Origin of the sequence: Sutterella wadsworthensis 2_1_59BFAA (assembly GCF_000297775.1) — a bacterium.
GTDB classification, from domain to species: domain Bacteria; phylum Pseudomonadota; class Gammaproteobacteria; order Burkholderiales; family Burkholderiaceae_F; genus Sutterella; species Sutterella wadsworthensis_A.
Genome location: NZ_JH815518.1, coordinates 34,363 through 50,520 on the forward strand (window position 1 = coordinate 34,363; position 16,158 = coordinate 50,520).

The window sequence follows — 16,158 nt, forward strand, 5'->3', positions numbered from 1 at the left end:
GCCACGTCAAAAACGCCGTGTCATCAGGAGGACTGTGAAGATGATCACACGCAGACAGTTCATCGGGGCCGTAGGCCTCATGACGGTCGCCGCAACTGCGCCGGCCTTCGCCTACGAGAGCCGCTGGCCGAAGAAGCCGTCGGTGCCCACCGACCTCAATGCCGAGGAGTTCTTCACGGAGCTCGCCGAGAAGGGCTCGGGCTTTGTCGTCGGCAATGAGAAGGCCGATACGGTCGTGATGATGACGTTCGACACGCAGTGCCGCTGGTGTGTCTGGGAGTACGAGCAGTTCAAGCCCTTCCTTGACCGCGTGAAGTTCGTCTGGCATCCGGTTGCAGTGCTCAATCCCTGGAGCGAGCTGCAGGGGGCTGCCATTCTGGCCGCAAAGGATCCGAAGGCCATGTTCCTCGAGCACGAGGCGCACATGAAGGATGCCGTCTTCAAGGGGCTCGACGTGCGCAAGATGGGAATTCCATTTGAAAAACGCGAGGCAGTGTGGACCAATACTAAGGTATTCCGCCGTGCCGCGGCCCGAGAGGTGCCGTTCGGCGTCATGAAGAAGCCAGACGGCAGCTATGTCGCCGTTTGCGAGCAGACGGGTGAGTCGTTTGCCAAGCTTCTCGGCAAGTAAGGCGGAGCACAATAAGGAAGAGAGGCAAGGAAAAGGCCGGCGATCGAAAGATCGTCGGCCCTTGTCTTTGTAGGCCGCCCGTTCCTGAGAACGGGCGGCGGTCGGCTGGTCAGGCGTGATGGATTACATCATGCCGGGCATGCCGCCCATGCCTTCCATGCCGGCGGGCATCGGCTTGTCGTCCTGCGGAATGTCGGCGACCATGCAGTCCGTCGTGAGGATGAGGGACGCAACGGAAGCGGCGTTCTGAAGGGCGGTGCGGGTGACCTTCGTCGGGTCGAGAACGCCCATTTCAACGAGGTCGCCGTATTCGCCGGTCTGGGCGTTGTAGCCGAAGTTGCCTTCGCCCTGAGCGACGGTGTTCACCACGACGCTCGGTTCGTCGCCGGCATTGGCGACGATCTGGCGGAGCGGTTCTTCCATGGCGCGCAGAACGATGCGGATGCCGGCGTTCTGTTCGTCGTTGTCGCCCTTGATGTCGCGGATGGCCTGCTTGGCGCGGATGAGCGCCACGCCGCCGCCGGCCACGATGCCTTCCTCAACGGCGGCACGGGTGGCGTGCAGGGCGTCTTCGACGCGGGCCTTCTTTTCCTTCATTTCGACTTCGGTGGCGGCACCGACCTTGATGAGGGCCACGCCGCCGGCGAGCTTGGCAACGCGTTCCTGAAGCTTTTCACGGTCGTAGTCGCTCGTGGCGGCTTCGATCTGCGTGCGGATGTTCCTGACGCGGTTTTCGATGGCTTCGGCCTGGCCGGCGCCGTCGATGATCGTCGTGTTTTCCTTCGTGACTTCAACCTTCTTGGCCGTGCCGAGCTGTTCGAGCGTGGCCTTGTCGAGCGTGAGGCCGACGTTGGTCGAGATGACCGTGCCGCCGGTCAGGACGGCGATGTCCTCGAGCATGGCGGCGCGACGGTCGCCGAAGCCCGGGGCCTTGACGGCCACGACCTTGAGGATGCCGCGGATGGAGTTCACGACGAGGGTGGCGAGGGCTTCACCGTCGATGTCTTCAGCGATGATGACGAGCGGACGGGCGGCCTTGGCGACCTGTTCGAGCACGGGGAGAAGTTCGCGGATGTTGCTGATCTTCTTGTCGTGCAGGAGGATGAACGGGTTGTCGAGAACGGCGGCCTGCTTTTCCGGCTGGTTGATGAAGTACGGGGAGAGGTAGCCGCGGTCGAACTGCATGCCTTCGACGACTTCGAGTTCGTTCTTGAGGGACTTGCCGTCTTCAACCGTGATCACGCCTTCCTTGCCCACCTTGTCCATGGCTTCGGAGATGATGTCGCCGATTTCAGCGTCGGAGTTGGCGGAGATGGCGCCGACCTGGGCGATTTCCTTGTTGGTCGTCGTCGGCTTGCTGATCTTGCGGAGCTCTTCGATGGCGGCGGCGACGGCCTTGTCGATGCCGCGCTTGAGATCCATCGGGTTCATGCCGGCGGCAACGAACTTCATGCCTTCGTCAACGATGGCCTGGGCGAGAACCGTGGCGGTCGTCGTGCCGTCGCCGGCGTTGTCGCTCGTCTTGGAGGCGACTTCACGCACCATGCAGGCGCCCATGTTTTCGAACTTGTCCTTGAGTTCGATTTCCTTGGCGACGGACACACCGTCTTTCGTCACCGTCGGAGCGCCGAAGGCGCGGTCGAGCACAACGTTGCGGCCCTTCGGACCGAGCGTGACCTTGACGGCGTTGGCGAGAACATTGATGCCGCGGACCATCTTGGAGCGGGCGTCATCACCGAAAAGAACCTGCTTAGCAGCCATTTCTGTAATCCTTTACTTTCTTAGAAAAAACAAATGATGCAAGGCGCTGTCGAGCCTTTGATTAGGCGAGGACGCCCATGATGTCTTCTTCGCGCATGACGAGCAGCTCTTCGCCGTCGACCTTGACGGTCTGGCCGGAGTACTTGCCAAAGAGAACGCGATCGCCGACCTTGACGTCGAGAGCGATGATGCGGCCGGCTTCGTCGCGCTTGCCCGGGCCGACGGCGATCACTTCGCCCTGGTCAGGCTTTTCACCGGCGGAGTCGGGGATGACGATGCCGAAGGAGGTGGTCGTTTCAGCAGCAAGACGCTTGATGATGACGCGGTCATGCAACGGACGGATCTGCATTTGTTGTTCTCCAAATAAAACGGTTTCCGGCGGGCGGTCGCATCGCCCCTTCTCAGGGCGGGGTTCGGCTGCCGGATGCAAAAAAACATTGCCTCGGCGGACCGCACGGGCGGCTTTGCCTTAGCATTTAAACCCTATATGGGGATGCCTCCTTGAAAAACAAGGGGGCTGTTGAAGAATTTTTACAGGTTGCCGAGTCGCTCCCGGGCGCCTTGGTGGAAATGCCTGCGGCGAGGGTGGAATGCGGTTTTCAACGAGAGGCTCCGCGGCCGTTTTTGCGGCTTTCGGAATGATGGCGGCGGGCCTTTGGTCCGTTTCGTGCAGCGGTTGGGCCGCCGAGCAGAGAAGGCTCCCGCCCATGCTCAGGAAGGCCGCCGCGGACTGCGGCGTCGACCCGAGGGCGGTGACGGTGTCGGTCGTCGCGCTCGACGGACTGAGGATGCCCGAGGGCGGCAGGATGCCCGTCGTCCGGCCCCTGCTTGCCGTCAACGCCGACAGGTCGGTGGCTCCCGCCTCGACCGCGAAGCTGGTGACGACGCTCGCGGGACTCGAACTTCTGGGCGCGGACTGGAAGTGGAGGACGGGGTTCTATGCAAAGGCGAGGCCTGATGCGGAGGGCCGCGTCAACGGCATCTGGCTCAGGGGCGGCGGCGATCCGACGCTCGTCGCCGAAAAGTTCGGGCTCCTCGTCGAGCGGATGGCGCAGATGGGCGTCAGGCGCATCGAGGGCGATCTGACGGTCGACCGCTCTTACTTCGACCTGCCCGAAGGAGATCCCTCCGCCTTCGACGGTCGGGGCTCCCGCCCCTACAACCAGCTGCCCGACGCGGCGGTGGCGGGCTATCGCAGCCTTTCCTTCGAGTTCGTTCCCGACGAGTCGTCGGGGACTGCGCGCATCATCAGCATGCCGCCGCTCTCGGGGCTTGAGGTTCCGTCGACGATCCGCCTCTCGCGCGGCGCCTGCGGCGACTGGAAGTCGACGATCGGCTACAGGCTCGAACACCTTTCCGACGGCAGGCTCGCAGCCAGGTTCGAGGGCTCGCTTCCCCTTTCCTGCGGACCGAAGACCTTCAGCGTGGTGTCCCTTTCTCAGAACGAATACCTCGAACGTCTCTTCAGGTGGTACTGGGAGCGCGACGGGCGCACCTGGACGGGACACGTCGCCGAGGGGCGCGTGCCCGAAGGCGCCCTGAAGCTCGCCGAGCGGGAGTCCGATGCGCTTCCCGTCGTGACGACGCTTGTCAACAAGTGGTCGAACAACCTGATCGCCCGTCACATCTTCCTTACGCTCGGCACGCTCAGAAACGCGCCCGACGAGGCGGACTCAGGATCCCGAACTGCAGGCGGAGCCTTTGCGCCCATGGAGCGCCCCCGCCCCGGCGTCGACACGGACGACGCACGAGCGGTGCTGGCGGGCTGGCTGGCTGAAAAGGGCGTGCCCGATGGCGCCGTCATGATCGACAACGGCTCGGGTCTCTCGCGCACCTCGCGCGTGACGGCGCGTGCAATGACGCAGATTCTTGCGGCGGGCTGGCTTTCGCCCCGCATGACCGAGTACGCGGCGTCGCTGCCCGTCTCGGGCGTCGACGGCACGATGAGAAAGCGCCTTGAGGCGACGGGCCGCACGCATCTGAAGACGGGCTACCTGCAGGACGTGCGCTCGATCGGCGGCTACGTCTATGCGAAGAACGGCAGGCGGTACGCGCTTTATGCCAGCGTGCACGGCGAGCGCAACATGGCAGGCGGTATCAGGTTCCTCGACAAGGTGGTCGAGTGGACCTACCTGCAGAAGTGAGGCCCTGCATCGCAGGCACTTCCTGAGGATTCGGGATCCTGAAACGAAGCTCGCCGCCCGGTATGGTGCCGGACGGCGAGCTTTTGCTTTTTCTGGATTTCCAGGGAAGGCCTCGTCTTATTGCTGCCCGCCCTTCACGGCGTCGAGCACGATGCCCGGCGTCAGGAGCTCGGGGAGCGCCTGCACGGTTCCGTCCGGCCTGTAGAGGAGGTAGAGCGGCACGCCGGAGCGGCCGAAGCGGGAGAGGATGTCCGTGATGGCGGGATCGCGGTTCGTCCAGTCGCCCATGAGGAGCGTGACGTTTCCGTCCCTGAAGGCGGTCTGCACTTCGTCGCGGTCAAGAGCCGCGACCTTGTTGGCCTGACAGGTGACGCACCAGGCGGCGGTGAAGTCGACGAAGACGGGGCGGCCTTCGGCAAGGGAGGCCCTGACGGCCTCTTCGGACCAGGGCTGCCAGACGCCCCTGCCCTGTGCGGTGGCGGCGCGGTCGAATTCGCCCGTGGCGATGACGGCGATTGCGCCGGCCGCAAGAAAGGACGTGACGCCCATCAGGACGCGGTTGCGACCGCGGCCCCACTGCTCTCGGCCGAGCAGCCAGAGCGCGATGGCGGCGGAGCCGCAGCCCGCAAGCATCAGAAGCATGCCGTTGAGGCTGACCTGCTTGGAGAGCACCCAGCCGAGCCAGACGACGGCAAGCGCCATCGGAATCGCCATGACCTTGCGGAAGACGTCCATCCAGGCCCCCGGCCTCGGGAGCATTCTCGACCAGCCGGGGAAGATGCAGAGCAGAAGCCACGGAAGCGCCATGCCCAGACCGAGCGAGAGGAAGACGGCGATCGCCTCGACGGCGGGTTGCGTCACGGCGTAGCCCAGAGCGGCGCCCATGAAGGGGGCCGTGCAGGGGCTGGCGACGATGACGGCGAGGATGCCCGTGAAGAACGAGCTCGCGGCACCGGTTCTCGGCGCGCTGCGCGCAACGCGGGTGTCGGCGAGATGGCTTGCGGCAGTGAATTCAAAGACGCCAAGCAGGTTGATCGTGATGGCGACGAAGAGCACGAGCAGGAGCGAGACGACCCACGGACTCTGGAGCTGGAAGCCCCAACCGAGCGCCATGCCCACGCCCCTGAGGGCGAGAAGCGCACCCGCCAGCACGCCCATCGTGACGAGGACGCCGCCCGTGAAGGCGATGCCGTGCGGCAGCAGTCTTTCGCCTCTGCGGTAGCCCTCGATGAGCTGCAGGATCTTGAGCGAGAGGATCGGGAAGACGCAGGGCATCAGGTTGAGGATGAGGCCGCCGAGGAACGCGAAGACGATGGCGGTGAGGGTCGTCACCGAGGCGCCCGAGCCTGCGACGGGAAGTGCGCCGGAGAAGACGGCGGGCTTGGGCACCGCGCCCTTTTCCAGCGGGAAGGAGGTTTCGATCGCCCAGCCGCCCGCAGCGGGGCCGCCGTCGCCCACGAAGACGCCTGAGAGCGTGGCGCGAGGCTCCTGCAGGAACTCGGGGGCGAGCGTCATGAGGATGGAGGCGCTGCCGTTCTCCTCGGTCTGGTGCTGCGGCTCGTCGGAGAGCTTCAGCACGCGCTCGTCAAGCGGGTAGAAGGAAAGGCTCTTCTCAACGTGCACTTCGGAGGCGGGTACCGTCACCTTGAGGCGGTCCTCCTCGTAGACGGCGCGCACGCCGCGGATGTCGGCCACTTCGGGCACGTTGACGATGGCGTTCGAAACGAGCTCGGCATCGGCCGAGGGCTTCGGCGCGACCTCGTAGGGCAGCGTGATTTCGGCCGTGCCCTCGCCGGGGATGCAGACGTCCTTGCAGGCGAGGTAGGAGACGTGGATGCTGATGCGCGCGGAGCGTCCCTCGGGGAAGCGGGGGATCTCGGCCTCGAACGGAAAGACGGCGGTGCCGCCGTAAGAGAAGCTCACGATTCCCTTGTCGTTGTGACGTTCGGGAAGCGGGAAGCGCGGATCCGTGAGGCGAACGTCCTTCGGCGTCGTGAAGCTGAACTGCGTCGTGAGGCCGGCGTCGCCTGGCATGCGCCAGTACGTGTGCCAGCCCGGCGCGTGCTCAAGCACCACGGCGAGAAGGTTTTCGGCCTGAGGCGTGAGGCCCTCGTTCTGGGCGACGAGCCGCACGGTGACGCTCGGCTCGGGTGCGGGCTGCGCCGCGCGGTCGAGCGTCGAGAGGAGATTCTGGGCCCCGGAGGCCCAGGTGGAGGCCGCGGCGGCGCAGAGCGCAGCTGCGGCAAGCCAGGTCTTGACGGAACCCATGATCGTCCTTTATGCAGGCGCCGCTCAGGCGGCGATTTCAGCAAACGTCTCGCGAGCGGCGGCGATGGTCGCGTCGATCACTTCGTCGGTGTGCATGATCGAGACGAAGCCTGCCTCGAAGACGGACGGGGCGAAGTAGACGCCGCGCTCGAGCATGCCGTGGAAGAAGCGGTTGAACGTCTCCGTGTCGGACTTCATCACGTCGGCGAAGCCGTGCGGGACGGACGGCAGGAAGTAGAGGCCGAACATGCCGCCGACGCTGTCGGCGCAGAACGTGATGCCGTTTTCCTGAGCGGCGGCCGTTAGGCCCTTGACGAGGCGGTCGGCGGCGCGGGAAAGCTTGTCCTGGAAGCCCGGAGCCTGAATGCCCTTGAGGGTCGCAAGACCGCAGGCGACGGCGACGGGGTTGCCGGAAAGCGTGCCGGCCTGGTAGACGGGACCGAGGGGAGCGATCTGCTGCATGATTTCGCGGCGACCGCCGAAGGCGGCAACGGGCATGCCACCGCCGATCACCTTGCCGAGCATCGTGAGGTCGGGCTCGATGCCGTAGAAGGCCTGGGCGCCGCCCTGAGCGACGCGGAAGCCCGTCATGACTTCGTCGACGATGAGGACGGCGCCGTGCTTCGTGCAGAGCTCGCGCATCGTGCGAAGGAATTCGGGGTTGCCGCGGACCATGTTCATGTTGCCGGCGACGGCTTCGACGATCACGCAGGCGATGTCGTCGCCCCACTGGGCGAAGGCGTCCTCAAGCTGCTGCGGGTTGTTGTACTCGAGCACGAGCGTGTGCTCCGTCACGGAGGCGGGAACACCGGCCGAGGACGGATTGCCGAAGGTGAGCATGCCGGAGCCCGCCTTGACGAGGAGAGAGTCGGAGTGGCCGTGGTAGCAGCCCTCGAACTTGATGATCTTGTTGCGACCCGTGTAGCCGCGGGCGAGGCGGATGGCGGACATGCCGGCCTCGGTGCCGGAGCTCACGAGGCGGACCTGGTCCATGGACGGCACGAGCTTGCGGACCTCTTCGGCGATGAGCGTCTCGCCCTGCGTGACGGCGCCGAAGGAGAGGCCCTTCGAGACGGCTTCGTCAACGGCGGCGATGACTTCGTCGTTGTTGTGGCCGAGGATCATCGGGCCCCAGGAGAGGATGTAGTCGATGAACTGCTTGCCCGTGGCGTCCCACATGTAGGGGCCCTTGGCGCGGTCGATGAAGCGCGGGGAGCCGCCCACGGAGCGGAAGGCTCGCACGGGGGAGTTCACGCCGCCCGGAATCGAGATCTGCGCACGCTGGAAGAGTTCGTCATTGAGGTCCATTTGTTCAACTCCTGAAAGCATGGAACGTGTCCGCGGCGGCCTCTCAAGGGTCGCGGCCGCCGGGACGGCAAATGAAAAAAAGGGCGTCCTTCGAAGCGGGCCGCCCGAAAAAACGATGAATTTTACCGAAACAGTCTGAACGCACCGTTAACGGGTGTTGCGTCCGGGACGGATTCGTGCGGCGTCAGAACGCCACGCCCAGGGAGAGCGTGAAGTCGGTCGCCATGGGCTTGAGCACGTAGTCGTCGCCGCGGGCCTCGACGGTGCCCTTGTAGCGGGCGAACGAGGTGAACATTTCGGCGTTGACGAAGACGTTCTTCGTGACCGCGTAGGTGGCGCCGAGCGACGTGACGGGGTGGAAGGAGTCGTCCTTGCCGGCGGGGCCCTTCATCTTGGAGTAGCCCAGACCGCCGCCCGCGTAGAGGCGGAGGCTGTCGAGGGCGTCGATGTTGTACTGAAGCTGGACGGCCCAGGTCTGGAAGCGGTAGGACTTGCTCGTGTCCGTGCCCGCCGTCTTGATGTCATGCTCGGAGCGGCGGTACGAAACGTCGGTCGCCCAGTGGCGGCCCGAGTAGTGGCGCATGCCGACGTGCCAGGAGCTGTCGTTCTTGACGTTGCTCGGAGAGAACTCCTCGCCGTTGTCCATGTACTCCCAGCCCCAGCCGCCGTAGAGGTAGTTGCGGTCTGCGCTCCAGGCGCTGGTGGCGGGCAGCGGAAGGTCGCGGCGCTTGGCGTCGTCGATCGTGATCGTGGAGTAGAAGAAGAACACGTTCGTGACGGGGATGTACGTGCCGTAGAAGGAGATGTCGTCCGTGCCGATCTTCGCGACGGGCAGCGGCATCGGGAACGGAACCCACATGTAGTCGCCGCGGGCGGAGACGGCGGCGAGGTAGCCTGCGCCGACGTGCAGGCCCGTGCCCGCGACAGGCCAGCGGGCGACCCACTGGTAGCCCGCGACCGGTTCGGGACGGTAGTTAGAGTCGACGAAGGTCACGAGGAAGAAGGAGCGCTCGTTGCCGCGGTTGTCGATGACCTGACGGCCGAGACCCATGCCGAAGGGATAGCCGTTCTCTTCATGACGCTTGTCCCAGTCCCAGGTCGGGTGGTTCGTGTAGGTCGGAACGACCCAGAGGCTGTTGCCTTCCTTCATGATGGCCTTGGCACCGCGGACGGTGTCCTGCCAGAAGGAGCCGAAGTCGCCGGGGCGTTCGGCGGAGGAGGACACGTAGCCGGCCGGCGTCGTGTCGATCACGGCTTCAAGGAAGCCGGCATGAGCCTGGCCGGCGGCGCAGGCCGCAGCCGCCGTCGCGGCGGCAAGCGTCTTCATTTTGATGTTCATGGCTTTGCGGCCGCCCGCATCAGGCGGGGCGGCCTTCTTGTAAGTTGTCTGAATCGGGAGCGGAGATGCCGCGTCCAGGCGACGGGGTCCGCAGAACCCGTCATTGTCGCACAAGGCATCGAGGCGGGCGTCAAAAAAGCGGGAAAACTCGTCGAGCGAGTTGAAAAAATGCGCCAAAGCGGGTAGAGTGCGTCCCCTGACTGCGAAACTTTTCCAGACGATCGTCGGCGGAGCAATCCGCGGGAGGAAAGTCCGGACTCCGCAGGGCACCGTAGCAGCTAACGGCTGTCCGCCGCGAGGCGAGGATCAGAGCAACAGAGACGAGCCGGCGTTGGGGTCGGTTGAAACGGGCAATCTCTACGGGGAGCAACATCAAATAGGCAGCCTATGGTTCGGCCCGGACCGGTTGCGGGTAGATGGCTTGAGGCGTCGCGCGAGCGCCGTCCTAGACGAATGATCGTCACTGCGCCCTCGGGCGCGGAACATAATCCGGCTTATCGGGAGAGTTTCCGGTCATCAGACAACAGAAGAGGGGTTCGGCACAAGCCGAACCCCTCTTCGTTTATTTGCAATCGTCAGATCGATCAGGCGAGAGCCGATTCGGCCTCGCAGCGGCGCACTTTGATGCGGCCGTCGACGGCGATCGGCTCGCCAGTCTTTTCCGAGATCATGAGCGGATTGATGTCAAGTTCGTCGATGAAGGGAAGGTCGGTCACGAGTTGGGAGAGACGCAGGAGCGTCTCCTCAACCTTGGCGATGTCGGCGGGCGTCGTGCCGCGGGCGCCCTGAAGAAGCTTGTAGGCCTTGACCGAGCGGACCATGTCGCGAGCGTCGGTGTCCGTGACGGGTGCGATGCGGAAGGCGACGTCCTTCATGACCTCGACGAAGACGCCGCCGAGGCCGAACATCAGCATCGGGCCGTACTGCGGGTCGGTGGCGATGCCGCAGACCATTTCGCGGGAGCCGTTGACCATTTCCTGAATGATGACGCCTTCAAGCCCGTCGAGCAGGCCGCGCTCGTCGAGCTTGGCGACGAGGTCGCGGTATTCGGCGCGAAGCGCCTCGGCTGAGCCGATGTTGACGCGCACGCCGCCCACGTCCGTCTTGTGGGACGTGGTCTTGGAGGTCATCTTCATGACGACGGGGTAGCCGATGCGGTCGGCGACGGCGACCGCTGCGTCCTCGTCTGCGGCAAAGCCGGCCCTGCACACGCGCACGCCGTAGGCGTCGAGAACGTCGATGCTCTCGCGCGTCGTAAGCTGGTCGCGGCCGTCGGCAAGCGCCGTGCGGATGATGTTGCGGGCGCGTTCGCCGTCAACCTTGAAGTCGGGAAGCACGCCCTCGGGGCGCTCGATCCAGAGGCGCTGCTCGTTGAGGCGCGCTAGGCCCTCGACCGCCTCCTCGACGTACATGAAGAAGGGCACGTTGACGTCGGCGGCGGAGAATGCCGTGAAGAACTCGCTCTTCGTCATGAAGACGCCGACGACGGGCTTTTCGGGATGTGCGGCCTTGATCTCCATGATCGCGCGGGCGACGTCGGTGTCCTTGAGGCCGAGGAACGGCAGGTAGATCGTGATGACCATGTCGACGTTCGGATCGGCGAGCACCGTTTCGAGCGTCTGGCGATAGTGCTCGATCGGAGCGGAGGCGATCATGTCGACGGGATTCCTGACGGAGGCGGCGGCAGGCAGGAAGCTGCGGAGCTTCGCCTTCGTTTCGTCCGTGAGCTCGGCCATCTTCATGCCCTTTTCGCAGATGGCGTCGGTGCCCATGATGCCGGGGCCGCCGGAGTTCGTGACGATGGCGACCCTGTCGCCCTTCGGAATCGGGCAGTTGGCGAAGACCTTGGCGGTTGCGAAGAGATTCTTGAGGGAGAACTCGCGGATGACGCCCGACTGGCGCAGGAGCGCGTCGGCGGCGAGGTCGGCGCCTGCAAGACTGCCCGTGTGGGAGGATGCGGCGGAGGCGCCTGCGGCCGAGCGGCCCGCCTTGAGTGCGAGCACGGGCTTCTTCTTGGAGAGGCGCGAGGCGATGCGGCGGAAGTTTACGGGATTCTGGATGGACTCCATGTAGAGAAGGATCTGCCTGACGTCTTTGTCTCCCTCCCAGTATTCAAGCGCGGTCTCGGCGTTCACGTCGGCCTGGTTGCCGATCGAAATGAACTGCGCGAAGCCGAGGTTGAGGTCGCGGAGAATGTTGAGGATGCCCCCACCGAGCGCACCGGATTGGGAGACGAAGCCGATGTTGCCGCGCTCGGGCAGCGCTTCGGCAAAGCAGGCGTCCATGCGCACGGCGGGATGCGTGTTGACGACGCCGAGACAGTTCGGCCCCACGCAGCGCATGCCGTAGCGGCGGACGCGTTCGAGAAGCTCGGCCTCGAGCCGGGCGCCTTCAGTCCCCGTTTCCTTGAAGCCTGCGGAGATCACGCACAGGCCCTTGATGCCCTTTTCGTGGCACTGGTCGATCGTCTGAAGCACGAAGCGTGCGTTCACGATGATGACGGCAAGGTCCACTTCGCCGGGAATGTCGAGCACCGTCGCATAGGCGGGTAGGCCTTCGATGACGCCGCCCTTCGGGTTGACAGGATAGACGGGGCCAGCGTAGCCGTATTCACGCAGGCGCTTCATGATGTCCGAGCCGATGGTGTGCTGCTTGGTGGAGGCGCCGACGACCGCGATCGAGCGGGGCTTCATGATCTTGTCGAGGATGTTCATAAGTCGTGTCAGATCGAAGGGTGGGTTCGAGGGGGCCTCTCTCGGTGAAAACGCGTGAGGATGAGGCTGTACGGCGCTTTCGGAGAGGCAATCCGTCAAGCCTATCACATGACGGACGGCTTGCTGTGCGGGCTAAGGCGAATTATCTAGTCCGGAGTCCTACGCGGGAGCGGATGCGGGGCCTCGAAAAAAGATGTTGCCTGCCTTGACCGTCGGACGCCTTGACGCTAAAGTGAGACTGCAGAAGTGGGAAAAAGTGGGGGAGATCCGCTGCGGGCCGCAGGCTCGTGCGGCGAACGAAACGGCTGGTTGCGGGAGGACCGAGGGTGTTTCAAGGCACTTCGCTCTTGTCATTGGATCAGAAGGGACGCCTGTCGATGCCTGCAAGGCATCGGGAGGCTCTTGCCGTTTCGTGTGCGGGAAAAGTCACGGTGACGAGGCATCCCGACGGCTGTCTGGTGTTGTATCCGGCGCCCGTCTGGGAGGAAAAGCGCAGGGCGCTGGCGAAGCTGCCGTATTCGGCGCGCGCCTTCGTGCGCTATGTTCTCGGCAGCGCCGTCGATCTGGAGCCGGACCGTGCAGGCAGGATTCTGATTCCCTCCGAACTCAGGCAGATGTGCGGCCTCGACAGGGAGGTTGCGCTGATCGGCATGGGCGAGCACTTCGAGTTGTGGGACAGAAGCACGCTTGAGGCGCGTGAACGCGAGGCGCTCGCGGCCGAGCTTGATGCGGCGGACTTCTCGTTCTGATTGTGAAGAATTTTCGGGGCGGAGCGGTTGGTTCCGCCTCCATCGTTTGTGAGTTGCGGGCGTGAGCGAGGCATTCATTCATCTGTCGGTTTTGGGCGAGGAGGCGCCGGAGGCGCTTGTGGGAGACCCTGACGGACTGTACGTCGACGGAACATTCGGGCGCGGAGGTCATTCGCGTCGCATTCTTGAAAAGCTGTCCCCGAAGGGACGGCTCATTGCGTTCGATCGCGATCCCCAGGCGGTCGAGGTTGCCAGAAGCTGGACGGATCCGAGGTTCACGATCATTCACGAGCCCTTCTCGACGATGACGGAGTCTCTTGCCGCGATCGGCGTTCATCAGGCCGACGGCATCTTTCTCGACATCGGCGTCTCGTCCCCCCAGATCGACGACGCTGCGCGCGGCTTCTCCTTCCGCTTTGACGGTCCGCTCGACATGCGTATGGACACCACGCGCGGCATGACGGCGGCCGAGTGGCTGGCGCAGGCCGAGGAGCGCGACCTCCGCCACGTGATCAGCCTTTACGGCGAGGAGCGCTTTGCGGGACCGATTGCGCGTGCGATCGTCGCACGCAGGAAGACGAAGCCCCTGGAGACAACCCGCGAGCTTGCGGATCTGGTTGCAGGCGTCGTGCCTCGCAACCGCAAGGACATGGGCCAGCATCCCGCCACGCGCACCTTTCAGGCCGTGCGCATCGAGGTGAACCATGAGCTCGACGAGCTCAAGCAGGCGCTTGACGCCGCCGGAGGGCTTCTGAAGCCCGAGGGGCGTCTTGCCGTCATCACCTTCCACTCGCTCGAGGACCGCATCGTCAAGCACTTCTTCGACAGGGCGGCCCACCCCGAGCGCGGGCTCGATCCGAGGCTTCCTCTCACGAACGACATGCTGCCCAAGCCGCTCTTCGACAACATTGAGCGCATCAAGCCGTCCGAGGCCGAGTGCGAGGCGAATCCGCGCGCGCGTTCGGCGATTCTCCGCGTCGGCGTGCGAACCGTGTCGCCCTGGCGTCCGGAGGACGGGGCATGCGCCAGGTAAGCAAGATGGACCTGGTCGTCGTGGCCGTGCTGGGTCTCGTCCTCTTTGCGCTTGCCATCACGCTCGTCAACGTCCAGTACAGGGCGCGCACGCTCTTCGTGGAGCATGAGCGCGCCGTCGACGTGGGCCGCAGGCTCGCCGACGACGAGGCCCACCTTCTTCTCAAGGTCCGCAAGGCGTCGCTTCCCGGAAGCATCGCTGACGGCGCGGGTGCGCTCGGACTCGAGGTGGCCAGAGGCGAGAATACGGTGAACCTGGTGGTGGACGAACATCACAGGGTCACGTTTGCGCCCGACACGGCCGCAGCTCAGGCTGCGGCGGCCGATGGCAAGGCGGGGGCCTCCGAGGGCTCCAGAGGAGGCCGTCCATGAAGCTGTCGCTTCTCGAATGGATCGAGCGTTCCGTGCTCGCCGTCTGGGAGAAGATCGCGGACTTCCTCGCAAAGGACCGTGAGGCCAGAAAGGCTGCGCCCGAGCATGCCGCCGACCCCCTCATCATCATTCCCATTCCGAAGAACCGCACCTACCTTGCGTTTTTCGGAATCCTGATGCTTTTCTTCATTCTTGCGGGCAGAACCTTTTATCTGCAGGTCTTCAACAATGACTTCCTGCAGAACGAGGGCGAAAAGCGCTTTGCGCGCACGATCACGATCCAGGGGCCCCGAGGCGAGATCCTCGACCGCAACGGCATCGTGCTCGCGTCGAGCCAGCCCTGCCGTAGCGTCTGGGCGGACCCTGCGCTCGTGCCCCGCAGCACGAAGGAGGAGAAGCAGCAGCTGCGCGAGCTTGCGAAGCTGCTCGGCATCAAGTACTCGGAGCTGCTCAAGAAGCTTGACCACAGCTCGTCGCCCAACTTCGTCTATCTGGCCCGCAACCGCGATCTCGGCCTGGCCGAGGCCGTCGGTGCACTCAGGATCCCCGGCATCGGTATGTCGCCCGAAATGCGCCGCCGCTATCCCGACGGTCCCGCCATGGCTCACATCGTGGGATACACGGGTGCGGACGATCACGGACAGGAAGGCGTCGAACTTGCCCGCGACCATGTGCTGGCAGGGCGCGCGGGCTCGAGGCGCGTGATCCGCGACCGTCACGGCCGCATCGTCGACGACGTCTGGGCCAAGGAAAGCGAGGCGGGCACCGACGTGACCCTTGCGATCGACTCCAGAGTCCAGTTCATCGCCTACGAGGCGCTCAGGGCCGCCATCGAGCGACATCAGGCTAAGGCGGGCGCCGTCGTGGTGGCGGACGTCAACACGGGCGAGATCATCGCGCTGGCCAACGAGCCCACGTACGATCCGAACGATCGTTCCACGGTGCTTTTCGAGCGCGTGCGCAACCGCGTGCTCACCGACCAGTTCGAGCCCGGCTCTACGATGAAGCCGTTTGCCATTGCGAAGGCGCTCGACATGGGGCTTGTGGATCCGCTCACGACCATCCAGACGTCGCCCGGCAAGCTCACGATCGGCGACCGCACGATCGGCGATACGCACGACTACGGCCTTCTGACGGTGGCCGAGGTCGTGGCCAAGTCCTCCAACATCGGCACGGCGAAGATCGCCCTCGAAATCTCGCCACAGACGCTCTATGAGACGTATTCGGAGCTCGGCTTCGGCAATGCGCCCAAGATCGGCTTTCCCGGCGCGACCTCGGGCAGACTGCGTCCAGGCAAGACCTGGCGCCCCGTCGAGCAGGCGACGATTTCCTACGGACACGGCGTGACCGTCTCCCTCATGCAGCTTGTCAAGGCGTACACGGCGCTTGCGAGAAACGGCGACGTCATCGACCTCACGCTCTTCAAGCGAATGCCTGGCGAGACTGCCGCAGGCACGCAGGTCTTCAAGCCTGAAACCGCACGCCGCATGAGGGCCATGATGATGGTGACCGTCAAGCGCGGCGGCACGGCCTCCAACGTCAATGTGGCGGGCTACTCGGTCGCGGGCAAGACGGGCACGGCCAACAAGGTGAAGAACGGACAGTACACGAGGGACGTGGTGGCGAGCTTCGTGGGCATCGTGCCCGCGACCCAGCCCCGCTTCATCGTCGCCGTGATGGTCGACGAGCCCAAGAAAGGCCGCTTCGGCGGTCTGGTGGCCGCCCCCGTCTTCAACGAGGTGGCCACGGGTGCGCTGCGCACCCTGATGGTTTCGCCCGATGACAAGACGGCGCCTGCGGGCGGCGGGCTTCTCGCGAAGGTTAGACACTGACAACGCAA

General features: G+C 64.7%; 12 protein-coding genes and 1 other RNA gene. 7 read left to right on the forward strand and 6 right to left on the reverse strand.

The genetic code is table 11. The annotated features are described in order from the left end of the window. Positions 1–40: 40 nt before the first annotated feature. Positions 41–631: a hypothetical protein gene (locus HMPREF9465_RS08385; protein ID WP_005435957.1), complete on the forward strand. Its 591-nt coding sequence runs from the start codon at positions 41–43 to the stop codon at positions 629–631. A 123-nt stretch (positions 632–754) separates the two neighbouring features. On the opposite strand, the gene groL is transcribed toward HMPREF9465_RS08385, so the two are convergent. Together groL and HMPREF9465_RS08395 are read right to left on the reverse strand one after the other, a co-directional pair. Continuing rightward, positions 755–2,392 (reverse strand): chaperonin GroEL, encoded by a 1,638-nt coding sequence (groL, locus tag HMPREF9465_RS08390; protein ID WP_005435962.1) that lies wholly within the window; start codon positions 2,390–2,392, stop codon positions 755–757. Between the two features lie 61 nt (positions 2,393–2,453). Continuing rightward, the gene (locus HMPREF9465_RS08395) at positions 2,454–2,741 is read right to left on the reverse strand and encodes a co-chaperone GroES (protein ID WP_005435963.1); all 288 of its coding nucleotides are present in this window, start codon (positions 2,739–2,741) and stop codon (positions 2,454–2,456) included. Between the two features lie 358 nt (positions 2,742–3,099). Here HMPREF9465_RS08395 and HMPREF9465_RS08400 point away from each other — a divergent pair, with 358 nt between their 5' ends. Then, on the forward strand, positions 3,100–4,536 hold the full coding sequence (locus HMPREF9465_RS08400; RefSeq protein ID WP_051009056.1) for a D-alanyl-D-alanine carboxypeptidase/D-alanyl-D-alanine-endopeptidase: 1,437 nt from the start codon (positions 3,100–3,102) through the stop codon (positions 4,534–4,536). Between the two features lie 117 nt (positions 4,537–4,653). On the opposite strand, the gene HMPREF9465_RS08405 is transcribed toward HMPREF9465_RS08400, so the two are convergent. The 3 genes from HMPREF9465_RS08405 to HMPREF9465_RS08415 form a co-directional block, all read right to left on the reverse strand. Further along, entirely contained in the window at positions 4,654–6,804 is a 2,151-nt protein-coding gene (locus tag HMPREF9465_RS08405) for a protein-disulfide reductase DsbD family protein (RefSeq protein ID WP_005435969.1), read from the reverse strand. Positions 6,805–6,828: 24 nt separating this feature from the next. Continuing rightward, positions 6,829–8,112, reverse strand: coding sequence for a glutamate-1-semialdehyde 2,1-aminomutase (hemL, locus tag HMPREF9465_RS08410; RefSeq protein WP_005435970.1), 1,284 nt, complete (start codon positions 8,110–8,112; stop codon positions 6,829–6,831). 184 nt (positions 8,113–8,296) lie between these two features. Continuing rightward, complete coding sequence (locus HMPREF9465_RS08415; protein WP_005435971.1) at positions 8,297–9,451, reverse strand: outer membrane beta-barrel protein; 1,155 nt, start codon at positions 9,449–9,451, stop codon at positions 8,297–8,299. A 205-nt stretch (positions 9,452–9,656) separates the two neighbouring features. On the opposite strand from HMPREF9465_RS08415, the gene rnpB reads away from it, so the two are divergent. Further along, positions 9,657–9,964: RNase P RNA component class A (gene rnpB, locus HMPREF9465_RS12505), an RNA gene on the forward strand. Positions 9,965–10,035: 71 nt separating this feature from the next. Here rnpB and HMPREF9465_RS08420 read toward each other — a convergent pair. Beyond that, on the reverse strand, positions 10,036–12,165 hold the full coding sequence (locus tag HMPREF9465_RS08420) for an acetate--CoA ligase family protein (RefSeq protein ID WP_005435972.1): 2,130 nt from the start codon (positions 12,163–12,165) through the stop codon (positions 10,036–10,038). Between the two features lie 326 nt (positions 12,166–12,491). Between HMPREF9465_RS08420 and mraZ the strand changes: the two genes are divergently transcribed. The 4 genes from mraZ (at position 12,492) to HMPREF9465_RS08440 (ending at position 16,150) form a co-directional block, all read left to right on the forward strand. Then, on the forward strand, positions 12,492–12,914 hold the full coding sequence (mraZ, locus tag HMPREF9465_RS08425) for a division/cell wall cluster transcriptional repressor MraZ (protein ID WP_038007339.1): 423 nt from the start codon (positions 12,492–12,494) through the stop codon (positions 12,912–12,914). Positions 12,915–12,975: 61 nt separating this feature from the next. Next, the gene (gene rsmH / locus HMPREF9465_RS08430; protein ID WP_005435974.1) at positions 12,976–13,947 is read left to right on the forward strand and encodes a 16S rRNA (cytosine(1402)-N(4))-methyltransferase RsmH; all 972 of its coding nucleotides are present in this window, start codon (positions 12,976–12,978) and stop codon (positions 13,945–13,947) included. Continuing rightward, on the forward strand, positions 13,935–14,318 hold the full coding sequence (locus HMPREF9465_RS08435; protein WP_005435976.1) for a hypothetical protein: 384 nt from the start codon (positions 13,935–13,937) through the stop codon (positions 14,316–14,318). Before rsmH ends, HMPREF9465_RS08435 begins: the two co-directional genes overlap by 13 nt. Next, entirely contained in the window at positions 14,315–16,150 is a 1,836-nt protein-coding gene (locus HMPREF9465_RS08440) for a peptidoglycan D,D-transpeptidase FtsI family protein (RefSeq protein ID WP_005435979.1), read from the forward strand. The genes HMPREF9465_RS08435 and HMPREF9465_RS08440 overlap by 4 nt, the downstream gene beginning before the upstream one ends. Positions 16,151–16,158 lie beyond the last annotated feature (8 nt).

Excerpts from the sequence above, each read along its gene's own strand:
- HMPREF9465_RS08385 (WP_005435957.1), top strand. The coding sequence starts at position 41 with ATGATCACACGCAGACAGTTCATCGGGGCCGTAGGCCTCATGACGGTC.
- groL (WP_005435962.1), bottom strand. The coding sequence starts at position 2,392 with ATGGCTGCTAAGCAGGTTCTTTTCGGTGATGACGCCCGCTCCAAGATG.
- HMPREF9465_RS08395 (WP_005435963.1), bottom strand. The coding sequence starts at position 2,741 with ATGCAGATCCGTCCGTTGCATGACCGCGTCATCATCAAGCGTCTTGCT.
- HMPREF9465_RS08400 (WP_051009056.1), top strand. The coding sequence starts at position 3,100 with ATGCTCAGGAAGGCCGCCGCGGACTGCGGCGTCGACCCGAGGGCGGTG.
- HMPREF9465_RS08405 (WP_005435969.1), bottom strand. The coding sequence starts at position 6,804 with ATGGGTTCCGTCAAGACCTGGCTTGCCGCAGCTGCGCTCTGCGCCGCC.
- hemL (WP_005435970.1), bottom strand. The coding sequence starts at position 8,112 with ATGGACCTCAATGACGAACTCTTCCAGCGTGCGCAGATCTCGATTCCG.
- HMPREF9465_RS08415 (WP_005435971.1), bottom strand. The coding sequence starts at position 9,451 with ATGAACATCAAAATGAAGACGCTTGCCGCCGCGACGGCGGCTGCGGCC.
- HMPREF9465_RS08420 (WP_005435972.1), bottom strand. The coding sequence starts at position 12,165 with ATGAACATCCTCGACAAGATCATGAAGCCCCGCTCGATCGCGGTCGTC.
- HMPREF9465_RS08435 (WP_005435976.1), top strand. The coding sequence starts at position 13,935 with ATGCGCCAGGTAAGCAAGATGGACCTGGTCGTCGTGGCCGTGCTGGGT.
- HMPREF9465_RS08440 (WP_005435979.1), top strand. The coding sequence starts at position 14,315 with ATGAAGCTGTCGCTTCTCGAATGGATCGAGCGTTCCGTGCTCGCCGTC.